At 57.2% G+C, this 15,898-nt stretch carries 15 protein-coding genes and 1 tRNA gene; 9 read left to right on the top strand and 7 right to left on the bottom strand.

What is annotated here, in order from left to right; translation table 11 throughout:
• The 5 genes from ihfA to eutC all read left to right on the top strand — a co-directional run bounded on the left by ihfA (position 1) and on the right by eutC (position 3,421).
• Positions 1-303, top strand: a complete 303-nt coding sequence (gene ihfA, locus HLUCCO03_RS13130) for an integration host factor subunit alpha (RefSeq protein WP_007151838.1) — start codon at positions 1-3, stop codon at positions 301-303.
• Positions 284-649 carry a MerR family transcriptional regulator gene (locus HLUCCO03_RS13125; protein ID WP_027831420.1) on the top strand — a complete coding sequence of 122 codons (366 nt, stop codon included), beginning with the start codon at positions 284-286 and terminating at the stop codon, positions 647-649. Before ihfA ends, HLUCCO03_RS13125 begins: the two co-directional genes overlap by 20 nt.
• Positions 650-799: 150 nt before the next feature.
• Positions 800-1,171 (top strand): VOC family protein, encoded by a 372-nt coding sequence (locus HLUCCO03_RS13120; protein ID WP_027831421.1) that lies wholly within the window; start codon positions 800-802, stop codon positions 1,169-1,171.
• Between the two features lie 14 nt (positions 1,172-1,185).
• Positions 1,186-2,598 carry an ethanolamine ammonia-lyase subunit EutB gene (locus tag HLUCCO03_RS13115; protein WP_027831422.1) on the top strand — a complete coding sequence of 471 codons (1,413 nt, stop codon included), beginning with the start codon at positions 1,186-1,188 and terminating at the stop codon, positions 2,596-2,598.
• Complete coding sequence (eutC, locus tag HLUCCO03_RS13110) at positions 2,591-3,421, top strand: ethanolamine ammonia-lyase subunit EutC (RefSeq protein WP_027831423.1); 831 nt, start codon at positions 2,591-2,593, stop codon at positions 3,419-3,421. The genes HLUCCO03_RS13115 and eutC overlap by 8 nt, the downstream gene beginning before the upstream one ends.
• 119 nt (positions 3,422-3,540) lie before the next feature.
• Here eutC and HLUCCO03_RS13105 read toward each other — a convergent pair.
• A tRNA-Pro gene (locus HLUCCO03_RS13105) sits at positions 3,541-3,617 on the bottom strand.
• A gap of 112 nt (positions 3,618-3,729) precedes the next feature.
• On the bottom strand, positions 3,730-5,376 hold the full coding sequence (locus HLUCCO03_RS13100; protein ID WP_027831424.1) for an FMN-binding glutamate synthase family protein: 1,647 nt from the start codon (positions 5,374-5,376) through the stop codon (positions 3,730-3,732).
• Positions 5,377-5,620: 244 nt separating this feature from the next.
• Here HLUCCO03_RS13100 and HLUCCO03_RS13095 point away from each other — a divergent pair, with 244 nt between their 5' ends.
• Positions 5,621-7,210: a BCCT family transporter gene (locus HLUCCO03_RS13095; RefSeq protein WP_027831425.1), complete on the top strand. Its 1,590-nt coding sequence runs from the start codon at positions 5,621-5,623 to the stop codon at positions 7,208-7,210.
• Between the two features lie 71 nt (positions 7,211-7,281).
• Here the strand turns inward: HLUCCO03_RS13095 and HLUCCO03_RS13090 are convergent, their stop codons facing one another.
• The 4 genes from HLUCCO03_RS13090 to HLUCCO03_RS13075 all read right to left on the bottom strand — a co-directional run bounded on the left by HLUCCO03_RS13090 (position 7,282) and on the right by HLUCCO03_RS13075 (position 11,087).
• Positions 7,282-8,232, bottom strand: coding sequence for an alpha-L-glutamate ligase-like protein (locus HLUCCO03_RS13090; RefSeq protein ID WP_027831426.1), 951 nt, complete (start codon positions 8,230-8,232; stop codon positions 7,282-7,284).
• Positions 8,232-9,749 (bottom strand): inactive transglutaminase family protein, encoded by a 1,518-nt coding sequence (locus HLUCCO03_RS13085; RefSeq protein WP_027831427.1) that lies wholly within the window; start codon positions 9,747-9,749, stop codon positions 8,232-8,234. Before HLUCCO03_RS13085 ends, HLUCCO03_RS13090 begins: the two co-directional genes overlap by 1 nt.
• Positions 9,746-10,537 (bottom strand): ATP-dependent zinc protease, encoded by a 792-nt coding sequence (locus HLUCCO03_RS13080; protein WP_367142367.1) that lies wholly within the window; start codon positions 10,535-10,537, stop codon positions 9,746-9,748. Before HLUCCO03_RS13080 ends, HLUCCO03_RS13085 begins: the two co-directional genes overlap by 4 nt.
• A 184-nt stretch (positions 10,538-10,721) precedes the next feature.
• A complete protein-coding gene (locus tag HLUCCO03_RS13075; protein WP_027831429.1) occupies positions 10,722-11,087 on the bottom strand; it encodes a hypothetical protein in 366 nt (121 codons plus the stop codon).
• 299 nt (positions 11,088-11,386) lie between these two features.
• Between HLUCCO03_RS13075 and rmuC the strand changes: the two genes are divergently transcribed.
• Entirely contained in the window at positions 11,387-12,742 is a 1,356-nt protein-coding gene (rmuC, locus tag HLUCCO03_RS13070; RefSeq protein WP_292016734.1) for a DNA recombination protein RmuC, read from the top strand.
• Between the two features lie 5 nt (positions 12,743-12,747).
• Positions 12,748-13,614, top strand: a complete 867-nt coding sequence (locus HLUCCO03_RS13065; protein WP_027831431.1) for a M48 family metallopeptidase — start codon at positions 12,748-12,750, stop codon at positions 13,612-13,614.
• Here the strand turns inward: HLUCCO03_RS13065 and HLUCCO03_RS13060 are convergent.
• The gene (locus HLUCCO03_RS13060) at positions 13,599-14,618 is read right to left on the bottom strand and encodes an AraC family transcriptional regulator (RefSeq protein WP_027831432.1); all 1,020 of its coding nucleotides are present in this window, start codon (positions 14,616-14,618) and stop codon (positions 13,599-13,601) included. The genes HLUCCO03_RS13065 and HLUCCO03_RS13060 overlap by 16 nt on opposite strands.
• Positions 14,619-14,693: 75 nt before the next feature.
• On the opposite strand from HLUCCO03_RS13060, the gene HLUCCO03_RS13055 reads away from it, so the two are divergent.
• Entirely contained in the window at positions 14,694-15,821 is a 1,128-nt protein-coding gene (locus tag HLUCCO03_RS13055) for a CaiB/BaiF CoA-transferase family protein (RefSeq protein ID WP_036197367.1), read from the top strand.
• Positions 15,822-15,898 lie beyond the last annotated feature (77 nt).

Below are 15,898 nucleotides of genomic sequence, written 5' to 3'. Positions count from 1 at the left end.
ATGGCGGCTTTGACGAAAGCGGAAATGGCAGAGCGGTTGTATGAAGAATTAGGGCTCAACAAACGCGAAGCCAAGGAAATGGTAGAAGCTTTTTTCGATGAAATCAGGGGCGCTCTCAGCCATAACGAACAGGTCAAATTGTCGGGATTCGGCAACTTCGACCTGCGTGACAAGAAGCAGCGGCCGGGACGGAACCCGAAAACGGGTGAGGAAATCCCTATCAGTGCACGGCGTGTTGTTACGTTTCGCCCGGGACAAAAACTAAAACAGAAAGTAGAAGCGTATGCTGGAACCCAGTCATAACAACGAGTTACCCACGATACCGGGTAAGCGTTACTTTACCATTGGTGAGGTTGCCGAACTCTGTGCGGTAAAGGCGCACGTTCTCAGGTACTGGGAACAGGAGTTTCCGCAGCTGTCGCCCGTCAAGCGTCGTGGAAATCGCCGCTATTACCAGCGTGCCGACGTGATCACCATCCGTCAGATTCGCAGCCTTCTTTATGATCAGGGCTACACCATCGGTGGGGCCAAGCAGAAACTCAGCAGCCATGAGGTGAAAGACGATACCTCCCAGTACAAGCAGCTGATACGGCAGATGATCACCGAGCTTGAAGAAGTGCTGGATGTGCTGAACACACCGGTAAAGTGAGAACACCGGAACCAGACACCAGAAACCGAAGGCGCGCCTTCGGTTTTTTTGTTTCAGGAAGCGCGCTGCAAGATCGCCAGTGAGCCAGTGGCCGATTTCCTCCCCGGGCTCGTATAGTTGTTTCCATCTGACAAACAGGAGCAGAATAATATGATCGGTTACGTCACCATTGGTGTGAAGGATATGGCGAAAGCCAAGAAGTTTTACCTGGACCTGCTGGGTGATCTTGGCGCCAGGGAACTGCTGGATCTTGGCCGCATCGCGTTCATTGGCAAGGATATGAAGTCGCCCATGTTAGCGGTTTGCACGCCGGCAAACGGACAGGAGGCCAATTGTGGCAACGGCAATATGTTTGCCATTCCTCCCGGCTCCAAGGAGGCCGTTGATGCCCACTACAACCGTGCGATCGAACTGGGTGCCACCTGTGACGGAGCGCCCGGTCAACGCATCCCGAACCAGTTCTATGGTGCCTATGTTCGCGATCCCGATGGCAACAAACTGGCCTTTTTCCACTTCGGCTAGCAGCCGGACAGCACATGGCTGACCGGTACAGGTTCACCCTGGGTACACGCACCTGGCAGTTCGGGTGCCTGGCGGAGCTGTTGGCGAAGGCCACACCGGCACGCTCCGGTGACCGGCTGGCCGGTGTGATTGCCGGGTCGGCGGAGGAGCGCGTCGTTGCCCAGATGCGCCTGGCCGAGCTGCCACTCAGGGAGTTTCTTTCCGAGGCGCTGATTCCCTACGAAGAAGACGAAATAACCCGCCTGATCCTGGATACCCACGACAAGAAGGCATTCGCACCCATCTCCCACCTGACCGTGGGAGATTTCCGGAACTGGTTGTTGAGTGACCATGCCACTCCGGAAAGCCTTGAACGGCTCCGCAGTGGCCTGACACCGGAAATGGTGGCGGCAGTGAGCAAGCTGATGCGAAACCAGGACCTGATCCTGGTGGCCAAAAAATGCCATGTCATCACAGTATTTCGAAACACCATCGGCCTGCCGGGCCACCTCTCCACCCGACTGCAGCCCAATCATCCCACTGATGATGTGTCGGGCATTGCCGCAAGTGTTCTGGATGGCCTTCTGTATGGTAACGGCGATGCGGTTATCGGTATCAACCCGGCCACGGATAACGTCAGCCAGGCGGTCAGGCTGATCGGCCTGCTGGACGATGTGATCAGCAAATACGAGATCCCTACCCAGTCCTGCGTGCTTACCCATGTGACCAATACCCTGGAGGCCATTGAGCAGGGTGCGCCCGTGGACCTGGTATTCCAGTCCATCGGCGGCACCGAGGCCACCAACAGCAGCTTCGGGTTCAACCTTGCCACACTGCAGGAAGCCAGGGAGGCGGCGCTGTCACTGAAGCGCGGTACGGTGGGCAACAACGTGATGTACTTTGAGACGGGGCAGGGCAGCTCCCTGTCCGCCAATGCCCACCACGGCCTGGACCAGCAGACCTGCGAGGCCAGGGCTTATGCCGTGGCGCGCCAATTTGATCCTTTGCTGGTCAATACGGTGGTCGGCTTCATCGGCCCCGAATACCTGTTTGACGGCAAGGAAATCACCCGGGCAGGGCTGGAGGACCATTTTTGCGGCAAACTGCTCGGCGTCCCCATGGGGTGTGATATCTGTTACACCAACCACGCGGAAGCCGACCAGAATGATATGGATAACCTGCTTACCCTGCTGGGAGTGGCCGGATGCAATTTCATCATGGGTATTCCCGGCTCTGACGACATCATGCTGAACTACCAGACAACGTCCTTTCACGATGCGCTCTATGCCAGGCGGGTTCTTGGCCTTGAGCCCGCTCCTGAATTTGGAGAGTGGCTTGCCCGCACCAGAATCTTTGAGGATGTGTCCCGCGCAGAGCCAGGCCGTGAGTTACCGGAGCTGTTCAGAGGACCACTGAAAGCCCTGACACAGGGAAAAGGCCATGAGTAAGCGCCCATCTCTAGTTACGGAGAACGTCTGGCGGGTCCTGCGCCAGTTCACCGACGCCAGGATTGGCCAGGGCAGGGCCGGTGTCAGCCTGCCCACCGGCGAGCTGCTGAAATTCCAGCTGGCCCATGCCCGGGCCAGAGACGCCGTGCACTTTCCGCTTGATGTGGACCGCCTGGTGCGTGATCTGGAAGGCTCAGCGGCGGCCTTGCCTACCCAATCCCCCCTGCTGCTCAAAAGCCGGGCGGAAGACCGCCTGACTTACCTGCAAAGACCCGATCTCGGGCGCATTCTATCCCCGGATTCAGAAGCCCTGTTGGCCGACAACCGTGGCAGCAACGGGGATCCCTTCGACGCGGCAATCGTGATTGCTGATGGACTGTCGGCCATCGCCATCCAGAATAACGCGGTACCGATGATCAACCGGTTGCTCTCGGACCTGGCTGATCGGAAGAAGGCCTGGCGCCTTGCACCCCTGAGCATTGTTGAACAGGGCCGGGTTGCGATAGGAGACCAGATTGGCGAATCCCTCGGCGCCAGAATGGTCATAATCATGATTGGGGAGCGCCCGGGGCTCAGTTCGCCAGACAGCCTGGGAATCTACCTGACCTGGGGCCCAGAACAGGGCCTGAGTGACGCCCGCAGGAACTGTATCTCGAACGTGAGGCCCGCTGGGCTGAGTGTTGAGCATGCCAGTGAGCGCCTGCTTTACCTGATGGATGAGGCAGCGCGCCTGGGAACCTCCGGTGTGGCACTCAAAGATCGTACCGGAGAGCTTGTGATCGGCAGGGCCGGGGATACCGGGAATTTTCTGACGAAATCATAATGTATCGGCACCTCCAGAATGTTTGAATCCGGGGCGCATCCGATACGAGTGAGGTCAGCAAAACATAACAGAAACAACAAAGCCCGGACCTTTCGGCCCGGGCTTTGTTGTAGGGAATATGGTCGGGACGGCAGGATTTGAACCTGCGACCCTCTGCACCCCATGCAGATGCGCTACCAAGCTGCGCTACGCCCCGATACTGCCATTGGCCAGAGAAACTTGAGATAAATCTCAGTGGCTTAGCGGGAGCGAAGTCTACACCAGCCTTTGCAAAAAATAAACATGCTTTCGGCAATTCCGGGGTATTTCTATTTCAGTTTGGTTTCCCGAAGCTGACGAATAAATTCCGGTGGCTCGAAGCTGTCCGGATCTGCATCCGCCCAGTAGATATCGAATACCCGCTCGCCGGTTTTCCCCTCGAGCAGTGCCCCGGGTTGCAGGAACGGAAACAGGTCCATGTAGGAGTGAATTTCGGTTCGCGCGGTGCGACGGATAATGTGCTCCGGCCCCAGTTCGGACGGGTGCCTGAGCCCCGAGGCGCCGAGCAGGTTCATTAACGCCTCCAGGGTATTCCTGTGGTAATTGTAAACCCGCTGGCTTTTGTCGCCCACATCAAGCTTCTGGCTACGTCCCGGATCCTGGGTGGCGACCCCGCTGGGGCACTTGCCGGTATGGCAGTTCAGGGCCTGAATACAGCCCAGTGAAAACATGTAACCGCGGGCTGCGTTACACCAGTCCGCTCCGAGTGCCAGGGTCCTGGCGATATTGAATGCCGAGGTGATCTTGCCAGCAGCGCCGATGGCGATGTCTTCCCGCAGGTTGGTCCCCACCAGGGTGTTATGAACCAGCAGCAGGGCTTCTGTCATCGGTGTTCCCAGCCGGTTTATAAACTCCAGGGGAGCCGCCCCGGTGCCGCCTTCACCGCCATCCACAACAATAAAGTCAGGCTTCCTGCCCGTTGTCAGCATGGCCTTGACGATTGCAAACCATTCCCAGGGGTGGCCGATAGCCAGCTTGAACCCCACTGGCTTGCCGCCAGACAGCTCGCGTAACCGGTCCAGGAATTCCAGCAGTTCCACCGGGGTGGAAAACGCTGAATGGCTGGCTGGTGATACAACATCCTCACCGGGCTCCACACCCCTTGCTTCGGCGATTTCCGGTGTCACTTTGGCGCCGGGAAGTATGCCACCGTGGCCGGGTTTGGCACCCTGGGACAGTTTGACCTCTATCATCTTGACCTGGTCGATTGTGGCATTGCGAACGAACATTTCCTCATTGAAGGAACCATCCTTGTGGCGGCAGCCAAAGTAGCCTGAGCCGATTTCCCAGACCAGGTCACCACCCGGTTCCCGGTGATAGCGGGAGATGGAGCCCTCTCCGGTGTCATGATAGAAGCCACCCATTTTTGCGCCGGTGTTAAGGCTCAGAATGGCGTTGCCAGACAACGCGCCAAAGCTCATGGCAGAGATATTGAAAACGCTGGCGCTGTAGGGCCTGGCGCAGCGTTTGCCAATAACGATGCGGAAGTCGGGGTCGGTAAGGTTCACAGGCCTCATCGAATGATTGATCCATTCGAAGCCCTCGTCATACATGCCCAGTTGGGAGCCGAAAGGCCGCTTGTCGAGCACGTTTTTGGCGCGCTGGTAGACGATTGTGCGCTGTTCCCGCGAAAAGGGTCGCTCTTCAGTGTCGGACTGGATGAAGTACTGCCTCATTTCCGGGCCGATGGATTCGAGGAAATATCGGAAGTGGGCAAGGATCGGGTAGTTGCGGCTGACAGTTCGTTTGCGCTGTAACAGATCCAGGGTTCCCAGTATGACGAGAGCGCCGAAAACAAATGGCAGTGCGGAATACCAGCCCTGCAGCGCAAAACCTGCCGGCAGGGACAGCAGAAAGCCGGCAATGCTCAGTACGTAGGCGGTATAACGAAAAGGAATGGTTCTGGTTCTTGCCATTGGATCCTCTGCACAGAAGGGCTTCAGGTGTGTTGAATACTATCAGGAATGGCCCTTGCGATACGTGCTCCGGCGTGAGTTTGGTTCATTTGATTTTTCCGGACATCTGAATATTGGTCTAAGCTTTGATTCAGGGCGTAGGTATGCGTTCTTTGATGTTTTGAGCTCAAAGCAATAAGATGTCAATCTTGTAACCTTTGCATCCGAATACCAAAAAGACTTACCCAGACAGGAGGCTCAATACGTGGGCGACGTTGTAAAAGACGAATACCAGACGGATTACGTCGCGGGCCAGGATAATATAAATCCTTTCGGTCTCGACCTGCATGCGCCAGTATTCCCGATCACGGCAGTACTGGTCGTTGCGTTTGTAGTTGGAACGCTGATCTTCCCGGGAGAGGCAAAGGAGCTTCTTGACGGTGCCAAGTGGTGGACAATCGGTCAGTTTGACTGGTTCTTCCTGGTGAGTGCCAACATCTTTGTGGTGGTGTCCCTCGCTCTGATTTTCCTGCCGGTTGGCAAAATCCGCATCGGCGGGATGGACGCCAAACCTGACTTTTCGACGCTGTCATGGTTTTCCATGCTCTTTGCTGCCGGCATGGGCATCGGCCTGATGTTCTGGGCTGTCGCCGAGCCTGTGGCCTATTACACGGGTTGGTATGAAACCCCCCTGGGAGTTGAAGCCGAAACCCCGGAAGCTGCAAAGCTGGCTATGGGTGCCACCATGTATCACTGGGGCCTGCATCCATGGGCCATCTACGCCATTGTGGCGCTTTCGCTGGCGTTCTTTGCCTACAACAAGAACATGCCTCTGACCATGCGCTCGGCCTTTTTCCCGCTGCTTAAAGACCGCGTATGGGGGTGGCCCGGGCACATCATCGATATTCTGGCAGTCGTGGCGACGATTTTCGGCCTTGCCACCTCCCTCGGTTTCGGTGCCCAGCAGGCCGCATCCGGCCTGGATTACCTGTTCGGGGTATCGTCGGGCATAAACGTGCAGATGGCGATTATCACCGGTGTAACGGCGCTTGCGCTGATTTCGGTACTGCGGGGCCTCGACGGCGGTGTAAAAGTTCTCAGTAATTTCAACATGGGGTTGGCGGCCATCCTGCTGCTCTTTGTTATCTTTGCCGGCCCGACCATGGCGATCCTCGAAACGCTCTGGGTTACATCCTCCAGCTACGTTGCCAATGCGGTGCCGCTGAGTAACCCGTTTGGCCGCGATGACGAAGCATGGTTCCACGGCTGGACCGTCTTCTACTGGGCCTGGTGGATTTCCTGGTCACCGTTCGTAGGCATGTTCATTGCGCGCGTATCCCGTGGCCGTACCGTTCGTGAATTCGTGACTGCAGTACTGATTGTGCCGACGGTTATTACTGTGGTCTGGATGAGCTCATTCGGGGGTTCTGCACTTGAGCAGATCAAGCAGGGCATCGGTGCACTGGCTGAAGATGGCCTGACTGAGGTTCCCCTGGCGATGTTCCAGATGTTCGCCAACCTGCCGCTCACTGAGATCGTATCGTTTGTGGGTATCGTGCTGGTTCTGGTGTTCTTCGTGACCTCTTCCGATTCCGGCTCACTGGTTGTCGACAGCATCACCGCTGGCGGTAAAACCGATGCACCCACTGCACAGCGTGTGTTCTGGGTGGTCATGGAGGGTGCTATTGCGGCTGCGTTGATCTTTGGCGGCGGTGAAGATGCACTGGGCGCCATTCAGGCAGTCGCGATCACCGCTGGCCTGCCGTTTACGGTGGTGTTGCTGATCATGACATGGGGGCTTCTGAAAGGTCTCTCCCATGAGCGCCAACTGTTGCTTGCGGAAGGCAAACTCTGACAAGAGCAAACGCAGTCTGAAAAAAACCGGGGTTGGGTTCACCCCGGTTTTTTTGTGCCTGCGAGGATGGTTCAGGTTTTCGAGGTGAAGGTTTCCATGGCGTAGGCGGCCCGGTCTTCCGGCGTGAAATGTGGCTTGCGAAGGGCTTCAATCTGCCTGAGGCGTGGTAACAGTCCGCGACCATTGGCCATCTGGATGGCCAGGCCGGGGCGGGCATTCAGCTCAAGCAACAGGGGGCCGTCGTCCACATCAACAACCAGGTCCACTCCCATATACCCCAGGCCGGTGGCTTCGTAACACCGCGAGGCCATTACCAGCATTTCCTGCCAGTCATCAATGGCGATGTTCTCCAGTGCCAGACCGGTATCCGGATGTAATGAGATGGGGCGGTTGAACTGCACTGCATTCAGGCTGTGGCCGTTGGCAATATTAAGCCCGACACCCACGGCACCCTGGTGCAGGTTTGCCTTGCCGTCAGAAGCCGTGGTTGCCAGGCGCAGCATGGCCATAACCGGATAGCCCTGAAACACCACAATGCGTATGTCGGGCACACCCTGGAAGGAATACCTGGCCAACTCGGGAATAGACTCCACAAGATCTTCAACGATGGCTACGTCCGGGGTCCCGGCGAGGGAATAGAGGCCGGCGAGAATGTTCGACAGGTGCCGCTCAAGGTAGGGAACCGACACCCGGGCGCCCGACGCCTTGATGTAGTCGTCTCCGTCCCGCCCCGTTATGACGGTAATGCCTTTGCCACCAGAGCCCTTGGCGGGTTTGATGGCAAAGCCCTTGAGATCCTCGGCCATCTGGCGGAAACGGGAAATCTCGTGTTGTTGGCGCACAACCTGTAACAGCTTGGGCGTGCGGACATCGTATTCGGCGACGGCCAGCTTGGTTTTCAGCTTGTTATCCACCAGGGGATAGGAGACGCGGCTGTTGTACCGGGCAATGTAGTCCACATTGCGCCGGTTCATGTTCAGCATTCCCAGCCGATTAAGCTTCCAGGGCGATATCCAGCCCATCAGTCGTAGACCTTCATGGGATTGAACCGGCGCAGTTCAGACAGCTTGTAGCCGGTATACTGGCCCATCAGCAGGATCAGCCCCAGCACCACAAGATGCAGCTCCGGGAAGTTGAAAGTCAGATGGCTGGCCAGCGGCGTACTCATCAGTAGAAAAGCGCACACAGCGACGAACAGGCTGCCGGCGCCCTGAACAAAGACCTCCCGCGGCCCTTCTTCCTCCCAGAGAATGGACATGCGCTCGATAGTCCAGGCGATGATGACCATGGGGAAGAACGTCACTGTCATACCGGTATTAAAGCCCATCTGATAGCCGGCAATGCTCAGACCAGCGGTTATAAAGATCACCAGAATGATGAGCGCCGATATCCGGGATACCAGCAACAGGTTGAGGCTGGACAGGTAACTGCGCATCAGCAACCCGATGGCAACCACAGAAATAAACGCGATCAATCCCGGCACCAGTGTGGTCTGCACAAATGCCACGGCGATCAGAATCGGCATGAAGGTTCCGGAGGTCTTGATGCCCACCACAATCCGCATCAGTGCAACAACGAGCGCGCCGAGTGGCAGTAACAGAAGCATCCTGAACATGCCCTGTTCTTCAATAGGGAGCTGATAGAGGCTCAGAAAACCGAGGCCGTTGTCGGAGGACTGGGCCTGCGCCAGTTGCAGCGCTGGCACCGTTTGCCTGAGCATAGAGAAGCTCACTTCCGAGTCATCACCACCGACCACATCAAGCAATGAAACCGACTCCTGGCGCCATAGCAGAACGTCTTCCGGGAGCCCCTGTTCTGCCGTACGGGGATCGAATGTCAGCCACCGGGCGCCATCATAGATCTGAAGGAAGGGACGGAGCTGTTGCTGACGCCTTGCATCCTCAAGTGCCAGGCCGTCCGCCGTGCGGGCCGGAATACCGGCGTGGTTCAGCATCTGGTTAAGCAGTTCGATGTAGTTTGCGTTGGAAACGAGCAGAGTGGTGTTCTGTGCGCGGCTATCCGGCCGCAGCAGCTTGATCAGTTCGCGGGTCAAGCTTTCCGGTGTGCTGGATTTTGCCGCAGCCTGTTGAAGAAGTTCTTCAACGGCAGTGGCCTGGGGCTCCTCCCAGAATACCGGCTCGGGTTTCGGGCGTCGCTCGGGTTCAATGGTCTGAGCCTGTCCGTCCGGCACCAGCTGTACCTTGAAATACAATGTCTGGGTACCGTTGACATCCCGTTTTGACCATTCAGCCCGGCGGTCACCGGAGTCTTCCACAATGGAGAAGCCATAACCCGGGGAGGCAGCCTGTTCAGAAATAATGCGGAACCCCGGGGGCTGGTCAGGGATATTCATACTGGCAAGCACCGGTTCACCGGTACCCTCGAAATCAATCCGGGCTTCCACCATCCAGACCGGCTGTTGCTCTCCGGTGAACCAGGGAATACCCAGCTCCACATGACGCCAGACAGCCACCGAAATACCGGCAGCTATCAGTAAAAGAATCGCAAAGTAGAAGGGAATGCGGGAGCGGGCCGTCACGATTCGTCCCCATTGTCTCCGTCAGGGCGTGAGCTTGGCAGCTCTGTGGCAAACTCCTTGCCGACATCGATCAGCATAACGTCCCTCAGAATGTTTCGCCCCACCAATACGCGATGGGATAGATGGCTCCGGTCTGTCAGGGTGAATTCTGCCTGTTGCTGGTGATTGCCAATCATGAACTGAAGCTCGACAACCACCCGGCGCTCGCTTTCGTCGGTGCTGGACTGAATGATTTTGACGCGGCGGGCAACTTCTCTTTCCAGCGTCATGAAATCGTCTGAGTCCGGAACCGGTACATCGAATCTGACCCAGTTGTTGCCATCCCTTTCAAACCGTTTGATGTTCCGGGCGTCCAGTGACGAGGTTTCGGCACCGCTGTCAATGCGTGCGTCGTATACCAGCTCGGCGCCAACGAGGTAGAATTTTTCGAGTTCACCGACAATGACCTTGCCCCTGAGCCTGTCTGCCCTGCCATCGTCACCTTCACTCTGGTTTTGAATCGTGCAGACAGGTTCTTCGGGAGCGGGTGGGCAAGTGGGTTTTTCAACCTGTTCAGAAATGGCCTGCAGAATGGTTCTGGTGGATTCTTCGTTGTGGCGGGTAAGCGCCTGAAACCCCTCGTCAGCGCGGTTCTCCAGGCTGGCGACCTGGTCGCCCTGGTTGACCACCGAAGTGTTGAGGGCCTCGAGGTCCTCTTTCTCCACCATGAAATAGCGATCTGCAGTACAACCGGACATCAACAGCAGTAACACGGCTGGCGCCGCAAGCTTTCGAGAAACTGAAACCATGAAAAACATCCGAAACCTCTGAACCCGCGGCGTGATTTCTCACAGTCCGGAATACCGTCATAAAGAGTGCCGCAATTAAAGTCATTACCCCATCGGGCAACGCTATCTTATTCTCAGGGCGGAAGTATACAACAACATACCTGTTGGGAGGGTTTACAGATGGTTAACGGCGAAAATATCTGTTTCAGGATGTCCGGGACAGGAAGTGGTTCTCGGCAAGCACTTCATCAGACCGGAGATATTCCTGAACAATCGGGGAGCAATTGAGATAGAACAGTAGCAGCTCCCTCTGAACATCCTGATCCTGGATACGCGAGGCATAGTGGATCAGATCACGTATGGATTCATCGCCGTTGTTCTGGAACGTCTTGCCATAGCGGCTCTTCAGGATGCCGGTCAGACGCTCGAGATGAAATTCACCGGTATGGGTCATGTGCGGCAGTATGCGGAACTCTCCCTTGTGATTCTTCGACCGGAAGCCGTCGTGGTCTTCAGGCCAGTCGGAGGGTGACAGTTCCGATCCCAGTTTTCTCCAGAGCTCTTTAAGCATGTCGAATTCCTGTCCTTTATACTGCCCAGGGACCTTGGTGCCGGGGTGTATTATCCGTTTTAGATGATATTACGCACCGAGTCCAGAGCCGGATGTATCAGGCTGAAATTTTTGCCAAGCAGTCGATGGCTGCATGTGTAACAACAAGTATCCGACGGGGCGACAGGCAAAAAGGTTCCGCGAATACGGTAAACTGTTGCTGCATTGTCATATTCGAATAATCAGTCAAGGAGATCAGGGTGCCCCAGGCCGTAGTTGCTGCGATGGAAAACCAGCCGGAGATTGTTGTGTCCGCGGCCATGCTGGCCCTGGTTGTGGGCCTGCTGGTGTTCATGGTGATAAAGGGTAACCGCACCACTGAAAGCTGGCGGCAACGCGCGGCGGTTCTGGACAATCAGGTGGCTGGCCTGGAGTCCGAAAGCAGGTCCCGGCTGGAGCGTATTGAGCAGCTTGAAGCTGAGAGAGTGTCGCAACAGCAGCGCGCCGATGAGCTTGCCCGGGCGCTCAGTGACGCAAAAGTCGCTCTCAGGGAGCAGGAAGTCACACTTGAGAAAGAGCGCCGGTCTACCACTGAAAAACTGGAACTGCTGGAACGGAATCGCGATGCGCTGAAGCAGGAGTTCGAGAACCTGGCCAACCGCATTTTTGAACAGAAAAGCGAGCGTTTCAGCCAGCAGACCCGGACCAGCATTGATACCCTGCTCAACCCGTTCCGTGACCAGCTGCAGGATTTTCGCAAGCGGGTGGAGGACGTCTACACCAACGAAACCCGTGATCGACAGGCCCTGAGAAGCGAAATAAAGTCCCTGCAGGAACTGAACCGCCAGATCACTGAAGAGGCCTCCAACCTGACCAGGGCGCTCAAGGGTGACAAGAAGATCCAGGGCAACTGGGGTGAACTGATCCTTGAGAGAGTGCTGGAGCGTTCCGGCCTGCGCAAGGGCATCGAGTACGAAACCCAGGGCAGCTACCGCGATGACAACAACCAGCTATTGCGGCCGGATGTGATTGTGCACCTGCCTGACCAGCGTAACCTTGTGGTGGACTCGAAAGTGTCGCTGGTGGCTTACCAGCAATGGGCGACGGAAGAAGATGAAGAGGCAAAGGAAGAGGCGCTACGGCAGCATGTGGAAGCCGTTCGCAACCACATCCGGGCGCTGAGCGAGAAGGACTACAGCCAGCTCCACGGTCTGCACTCGCCGGACTTCGTCTTCCTGTTCATGCCCATTGAACCGGCATTTGTAGCCGCTTTTCAGCAGGACGAGAACCTATTCGCAGAAGCATTTGAGCGAAAGATTATTGTGGTTACACCAACCACGTTACTGGCCACCTTGCGCACCATCGAGAACATCTGGCGGTACGAGCGCCAGAGCCAGAACGCGCGTCGCATTGCTGACAGGGCCAGTGCAGTGTATGACAAGCTGAGGATATTTGTGGAGGCCATGGAAAAACTCGGCACCCAGCTACACACTGCACAGGGCACTTATGATTCCGCAATGAACACCCTGACCCGTGGGCGCGGTAATCTGATCTCCCAGGCCAATCGCTTTGTGGAGCTGGGCGTTCGTGTTAAAAAAGAACTCCCGAAAGCGATCATGGATCAGGCAGAAGTGGACGCCGAAGACGACGCCGTCCGGGATAACCAGCAGGAGTAAAGCACATGGTGAAGATAACCCGCATCGGGCGCCGATCGGCTTGCGGCCTTTTTCTGGCATCGCTGCTGATGGCCGGTCAGGTTGATGCACTGGAGCCTGAACACGAAATCCGCAGGCTGATGCTGGCCACTGAAGAGGCGGTCACCGGCGAGAACTGGGGCGAAGCGGGGGAATATCTCAACCGCCTTCAGCAACTGGAAGGGGACAAACCGGCGGACTATTACTATTTTCGCGGCCGGGTGATGCTGGAGGCCGGGCATTTTAACGAGGCGCGGGCGGCACTGGAACGCTACGTCAGCCGGGCCGGCGAAGACGGTGAGCATTACCGCGACGCCCTCAATCTGATTACACGGGTTGAGAAGGAGCGAAAGCAAGAGGGGGCAAATGCCAGTGAAAACGGGCAGGACAAGAGTGAGCCGGTTGCCATCATAGAGCCTGCTGGTGAGGAATCACTGGAGAATCTGAAGCAGCTGTACCTGGCTGAATCGGATGAGCAAGCCCTGGTGATTCACGCCAATACCCTTCTCGGGGCGGCGGGATGGAGAGCCGACCAGCGAATCGTAAGGCTGGACCAGCCGGCAGATATCGCCTACACGCTGGACAGACGCAACGACACGATCAGCATTCAGGAGTCCCGCCGTGAGGACAACGACCGGGTGGTCCGAACAACGGAGTCGCTGGGTGTGTTCGGGGTCAATCCGCAGGTGGAGTGGAACTGCGAGAGCTCAACCAGCAGTTGCTGGATATACGATCCGAGAGATGGCTCACGCCTGATGAAGCTGAGCGAGGACCGGGAAAGGGCACGGGAAATTGCCCGCACCCTAGGCCGTCTGATAAAGACGATGCAGGGGGCCAGTCAGTCCGGCAGTTGACCCCGCTCACCCTCGCGGTAGGCCCCGGGGGTGACGCCTGTCCACTTCTTGAACGCACGGTGGAAGGTGGAAGGCTCGGTGAATCCGACACGGAAGGCAATGTCGTTAATGGGTAAATCCGGCCGCGACAGGTAGTAAATGGCCATATCCCGCCTCAGCAAGTCCTTGATTTCCTGGAACGATGTGTTTTCCTGCTTCAGCCGCCGCCGAAGGGTCTGGGGGCTGGTATGCAGTTCCGCGGCAATCCATTCGAAATCCGGCAATGACCGGGTAAAGTCCCGGCCGATCAGCGCCCGTATCCGGCCGGTAAAGGTATTGCTTTCATCCGGGCGTGATAACAGATCCGCCGGCGAGGTTTTCAGGAACTGGCGCATCTCGGGTTTGTCCCGGATTACCGGTGCCTGGAGAAAACGCTTGTCGAATGTCAGTGCCGTTTTCCCGGCCTCGAAAGACAGAGGGCAATGGAAAATATGCCGGTATTCATCGCCATGGGGCGGCCGGGGATAGCTGAACTGTGCCTTCAGCAACTCCACCGGTTGCCCGATCAGCCAGCTGCCCAGCCGGTGCCAGATCACCAGAATGCTTTCCCGAAAAAAATACATCGGGTCCTGAATATCACCCTCAATCACCGTTTCCAGTCGCGCGGTCTGGTCATCCACCTCCAGCTTCATGGCCACCATGGGCTCGAACAGACGGCAGAAATCGAAGGCCCGCCGGTATACCGCTTCCAGGTTGGGGCAGTCAATCACCAGGGCACACATGGTGGCAAAGGTGCCGGTACGGCAGCGCCGGGGGCCCAGGCCCATGAACTCATCCTCCATGCGGTTCCAGATAATCTGCATCAGCCGGCTGTACTGGGTGCTGCTGACCCGCGCCATCTCGATTCTCAGCAGATCCGGTGAAATCCCGGCTTCCCGCAGCAAGGCACGGGTATCAAAACCCGCCTTCCCGGCGCCTATCAGCGCGGCTTCCACAAAGTGTCTGGAAACGGTGAGTTCCGACATGTGATCCTTTATCCTTCTTTGAATGAAGCCCATCATAAAACCCTTCGCTTACAATGCAACCATAAGGAGATTTGCATGCCCGGCCCGCTAAACCACCTCAAGATACTGGATTTCAGCACGCTGCTCCCTGGCCCCTACGCCACCATGCTGCTGGCGGACATGGGCGCAGACGTCCTGCGGGTGGAGGCCCCGGACCGGCTGGACCTCACCCGCGTCATGCCCCCGCTGGAAGACGGCGTAAGCACGGCCCACACCTTCCTGAACCGCGGTAAGCGTTCCCTTGGCCTGGACCTGAAGAAAGAGGGCAGTGCGGACGTGATCAAGCGCCTGGTAAAAGACTACGACGTGGTTATCGAACAGTTCCGCCCGGGCGTGATGGACAGGCTGGGCATCGGCTACGACACCCTGAAAGCCATCAACCCGAACCTGATCTACTGCGCCATCACCGGCTATGGCCAGACCGGCCCCTACAAAGACCGTGCCGGCCACGACATCAACTACCTGTCCCTGGCCGGCGTATCCAGCCACAGCGGCCGCAAGGAGTCCGGCCCACCACCCCTGGGTATCCAGGTGGCCGACGTGGCTGGCGGCTCCCACCATGCGGTCATGGGCATCCTGGCGGCGGTGATTCACAGGCAGCAAACCGGGGAAGGGCAGTACATCGACATCAGCATGACCGACGCCGCCTTCGCCCTGAATGGCATGGCCGGCGCCGCCGCGCTGGCAGGGGGGCAGGAACAGAAACCGGAAAGCTCAATGCTTAACGGCGGAACCTTCTACGATTACTACCAGACCAGCGACGGCCGCTGGATCTCTGTCGGCAGCCTGGAACCCCAGTTCTCGGCCCGGCTGTGCGAAGCCCTGGATATCCCCGAGATGAAAAGCTTCGCCCTCAGCCAGAACCCCGAACACCAGCAAACCATCCGCGAAGCCCTGAAAGCCGCCTTTGCCCGGAAAACCCTGAAAGAGTGGGAAGCGGTGTTTGCAGGCGTGGATGCCTGTGTGGAGCCCGTACTGACGATTACCGAAGCCGCGGAGCATCCCCAGATGAAGGCGCGGAATATGGTGATAGAGGTGGCCAGGGAGGGCGGTGGTTTCCAGAAGCAGATAGGGCATCCGATCAAGTTCAGTGGGACGCCTTGTGAGAGTCGTTATGTTGGGCGGGTATTGGGGGCTGATAACGACGTAGTAAATAAAAAATGAAACGAGCGTCAGTTCTTGGCGCAGAATGAGTTTGTCTACTAATTTGTGAGAGTGAGTCATCTTTGGCTCATCCATAA

The organism is Marinobacter sp. HL-58, assembly GCF_001314605.1.
GTDB lineage: Bacteria > Pseudomonadota > Gammaproteobacteria > Pseudomonadales > Oleiphilaceae > Marinobacter.
Note: the sequence above shows the minus strand (reverse complement) of the source record. Positions and strands in the feature narration are given on the sequence as shown.

Bases quoted from the DNA above. Each gene is read 5' to 3' on its own strand.
- HLUCCO03_RS13065 (WP_027831431.1), top strand. From the start codon at position 12,748: ATGGTGAAGATAACCCGCATCGGGCGCCGATCGGCTTGCGGCCTTTTT.
- HLUCCO03_RS13125 (WP_027831420.1), top strand. From the start codon at position 284: ATGCTGGAACCCAGTCATAACAACGAGTTACCCACGATACCGGGTAAG.
- HLUCCO03_RS13055 (WP_036197367.1), top strand. From the start codon at position 14,694: ATGCCCGGCCCGCTAAACCACCTCAAGATACTGGATTTCAGCACGCTG.
- HLUCCO03_RS13060 (WP_027831432.1), bottom strand. From the start codon at position 14,618: ATGTCGGAACTCACCGTTTCCAGACACTTTGTGGAAGCCGCGCTGATA.
- ihfA (WP_007151838.1), top strand. From the start codon at position 1: ATGGCGGCTTTGACGAAAGCGGAAATGGCAGAGCGGTTGTATGAAGAA.
- HLUCCO03_RS13075 (WP_027831429.1), bottom strand. From the start codon at position 11,087: ATGCTTAAAGAGCTCTGGAGAAAACTGGGATCGGAACTGTCACCCTCC.
- HLUCCO03_RS13120 (WP_027831421.1), top strand. From the start codon at position 800: ATGATCGGTTACGTCACCATTGGTGTGAAGGATATGGCGAAAGCCAAG.
- HLUCCO03_RS13115 (WP_027831422.1), top strand. From the start codon at position 1,186: ATGGCTGACCGGTACAGGTTCACCCTGGGTACACGCACCTGGCAGTTC.
- eutC (WP_027831423.1), top strand. From the start codon at position 2,591: ATGAGTAAGCGCCCATCTCTAGTTACGGAGAACGTCTGGCGGGTCCTG.
- rmuC (WP_292016734.1), top strand. From the start codon at position 11,387: ATGCTGGCCCTGGTTGTGGGCCTGCTGGTGTTCATGGTGATAAAGGGT.
- HLUCCO03_RS13080 (WP_367142367.1), bottom strand. From the start codon at position 10,537: ATGGTTTCAGTTTCTCGAAAGCTTGCGGCGCCAGCCGTGTTACTGCTG.
- HLUCCO03_RS13100 (WP_027831424.1), bottom strand. From the start codon at position 5,376: ATGGCAAGAACCAGAACCATTCCTTTTCGTTATACCGCCTACGTACTG.
- HLUCCO03_RS13090 (WP_027831426.1), bottom strand. From the start codon at position 8,232: ATGGGCTGGATATCGCCCTGGAAGCTTAATCGGCTGGGAATGCTGAAC.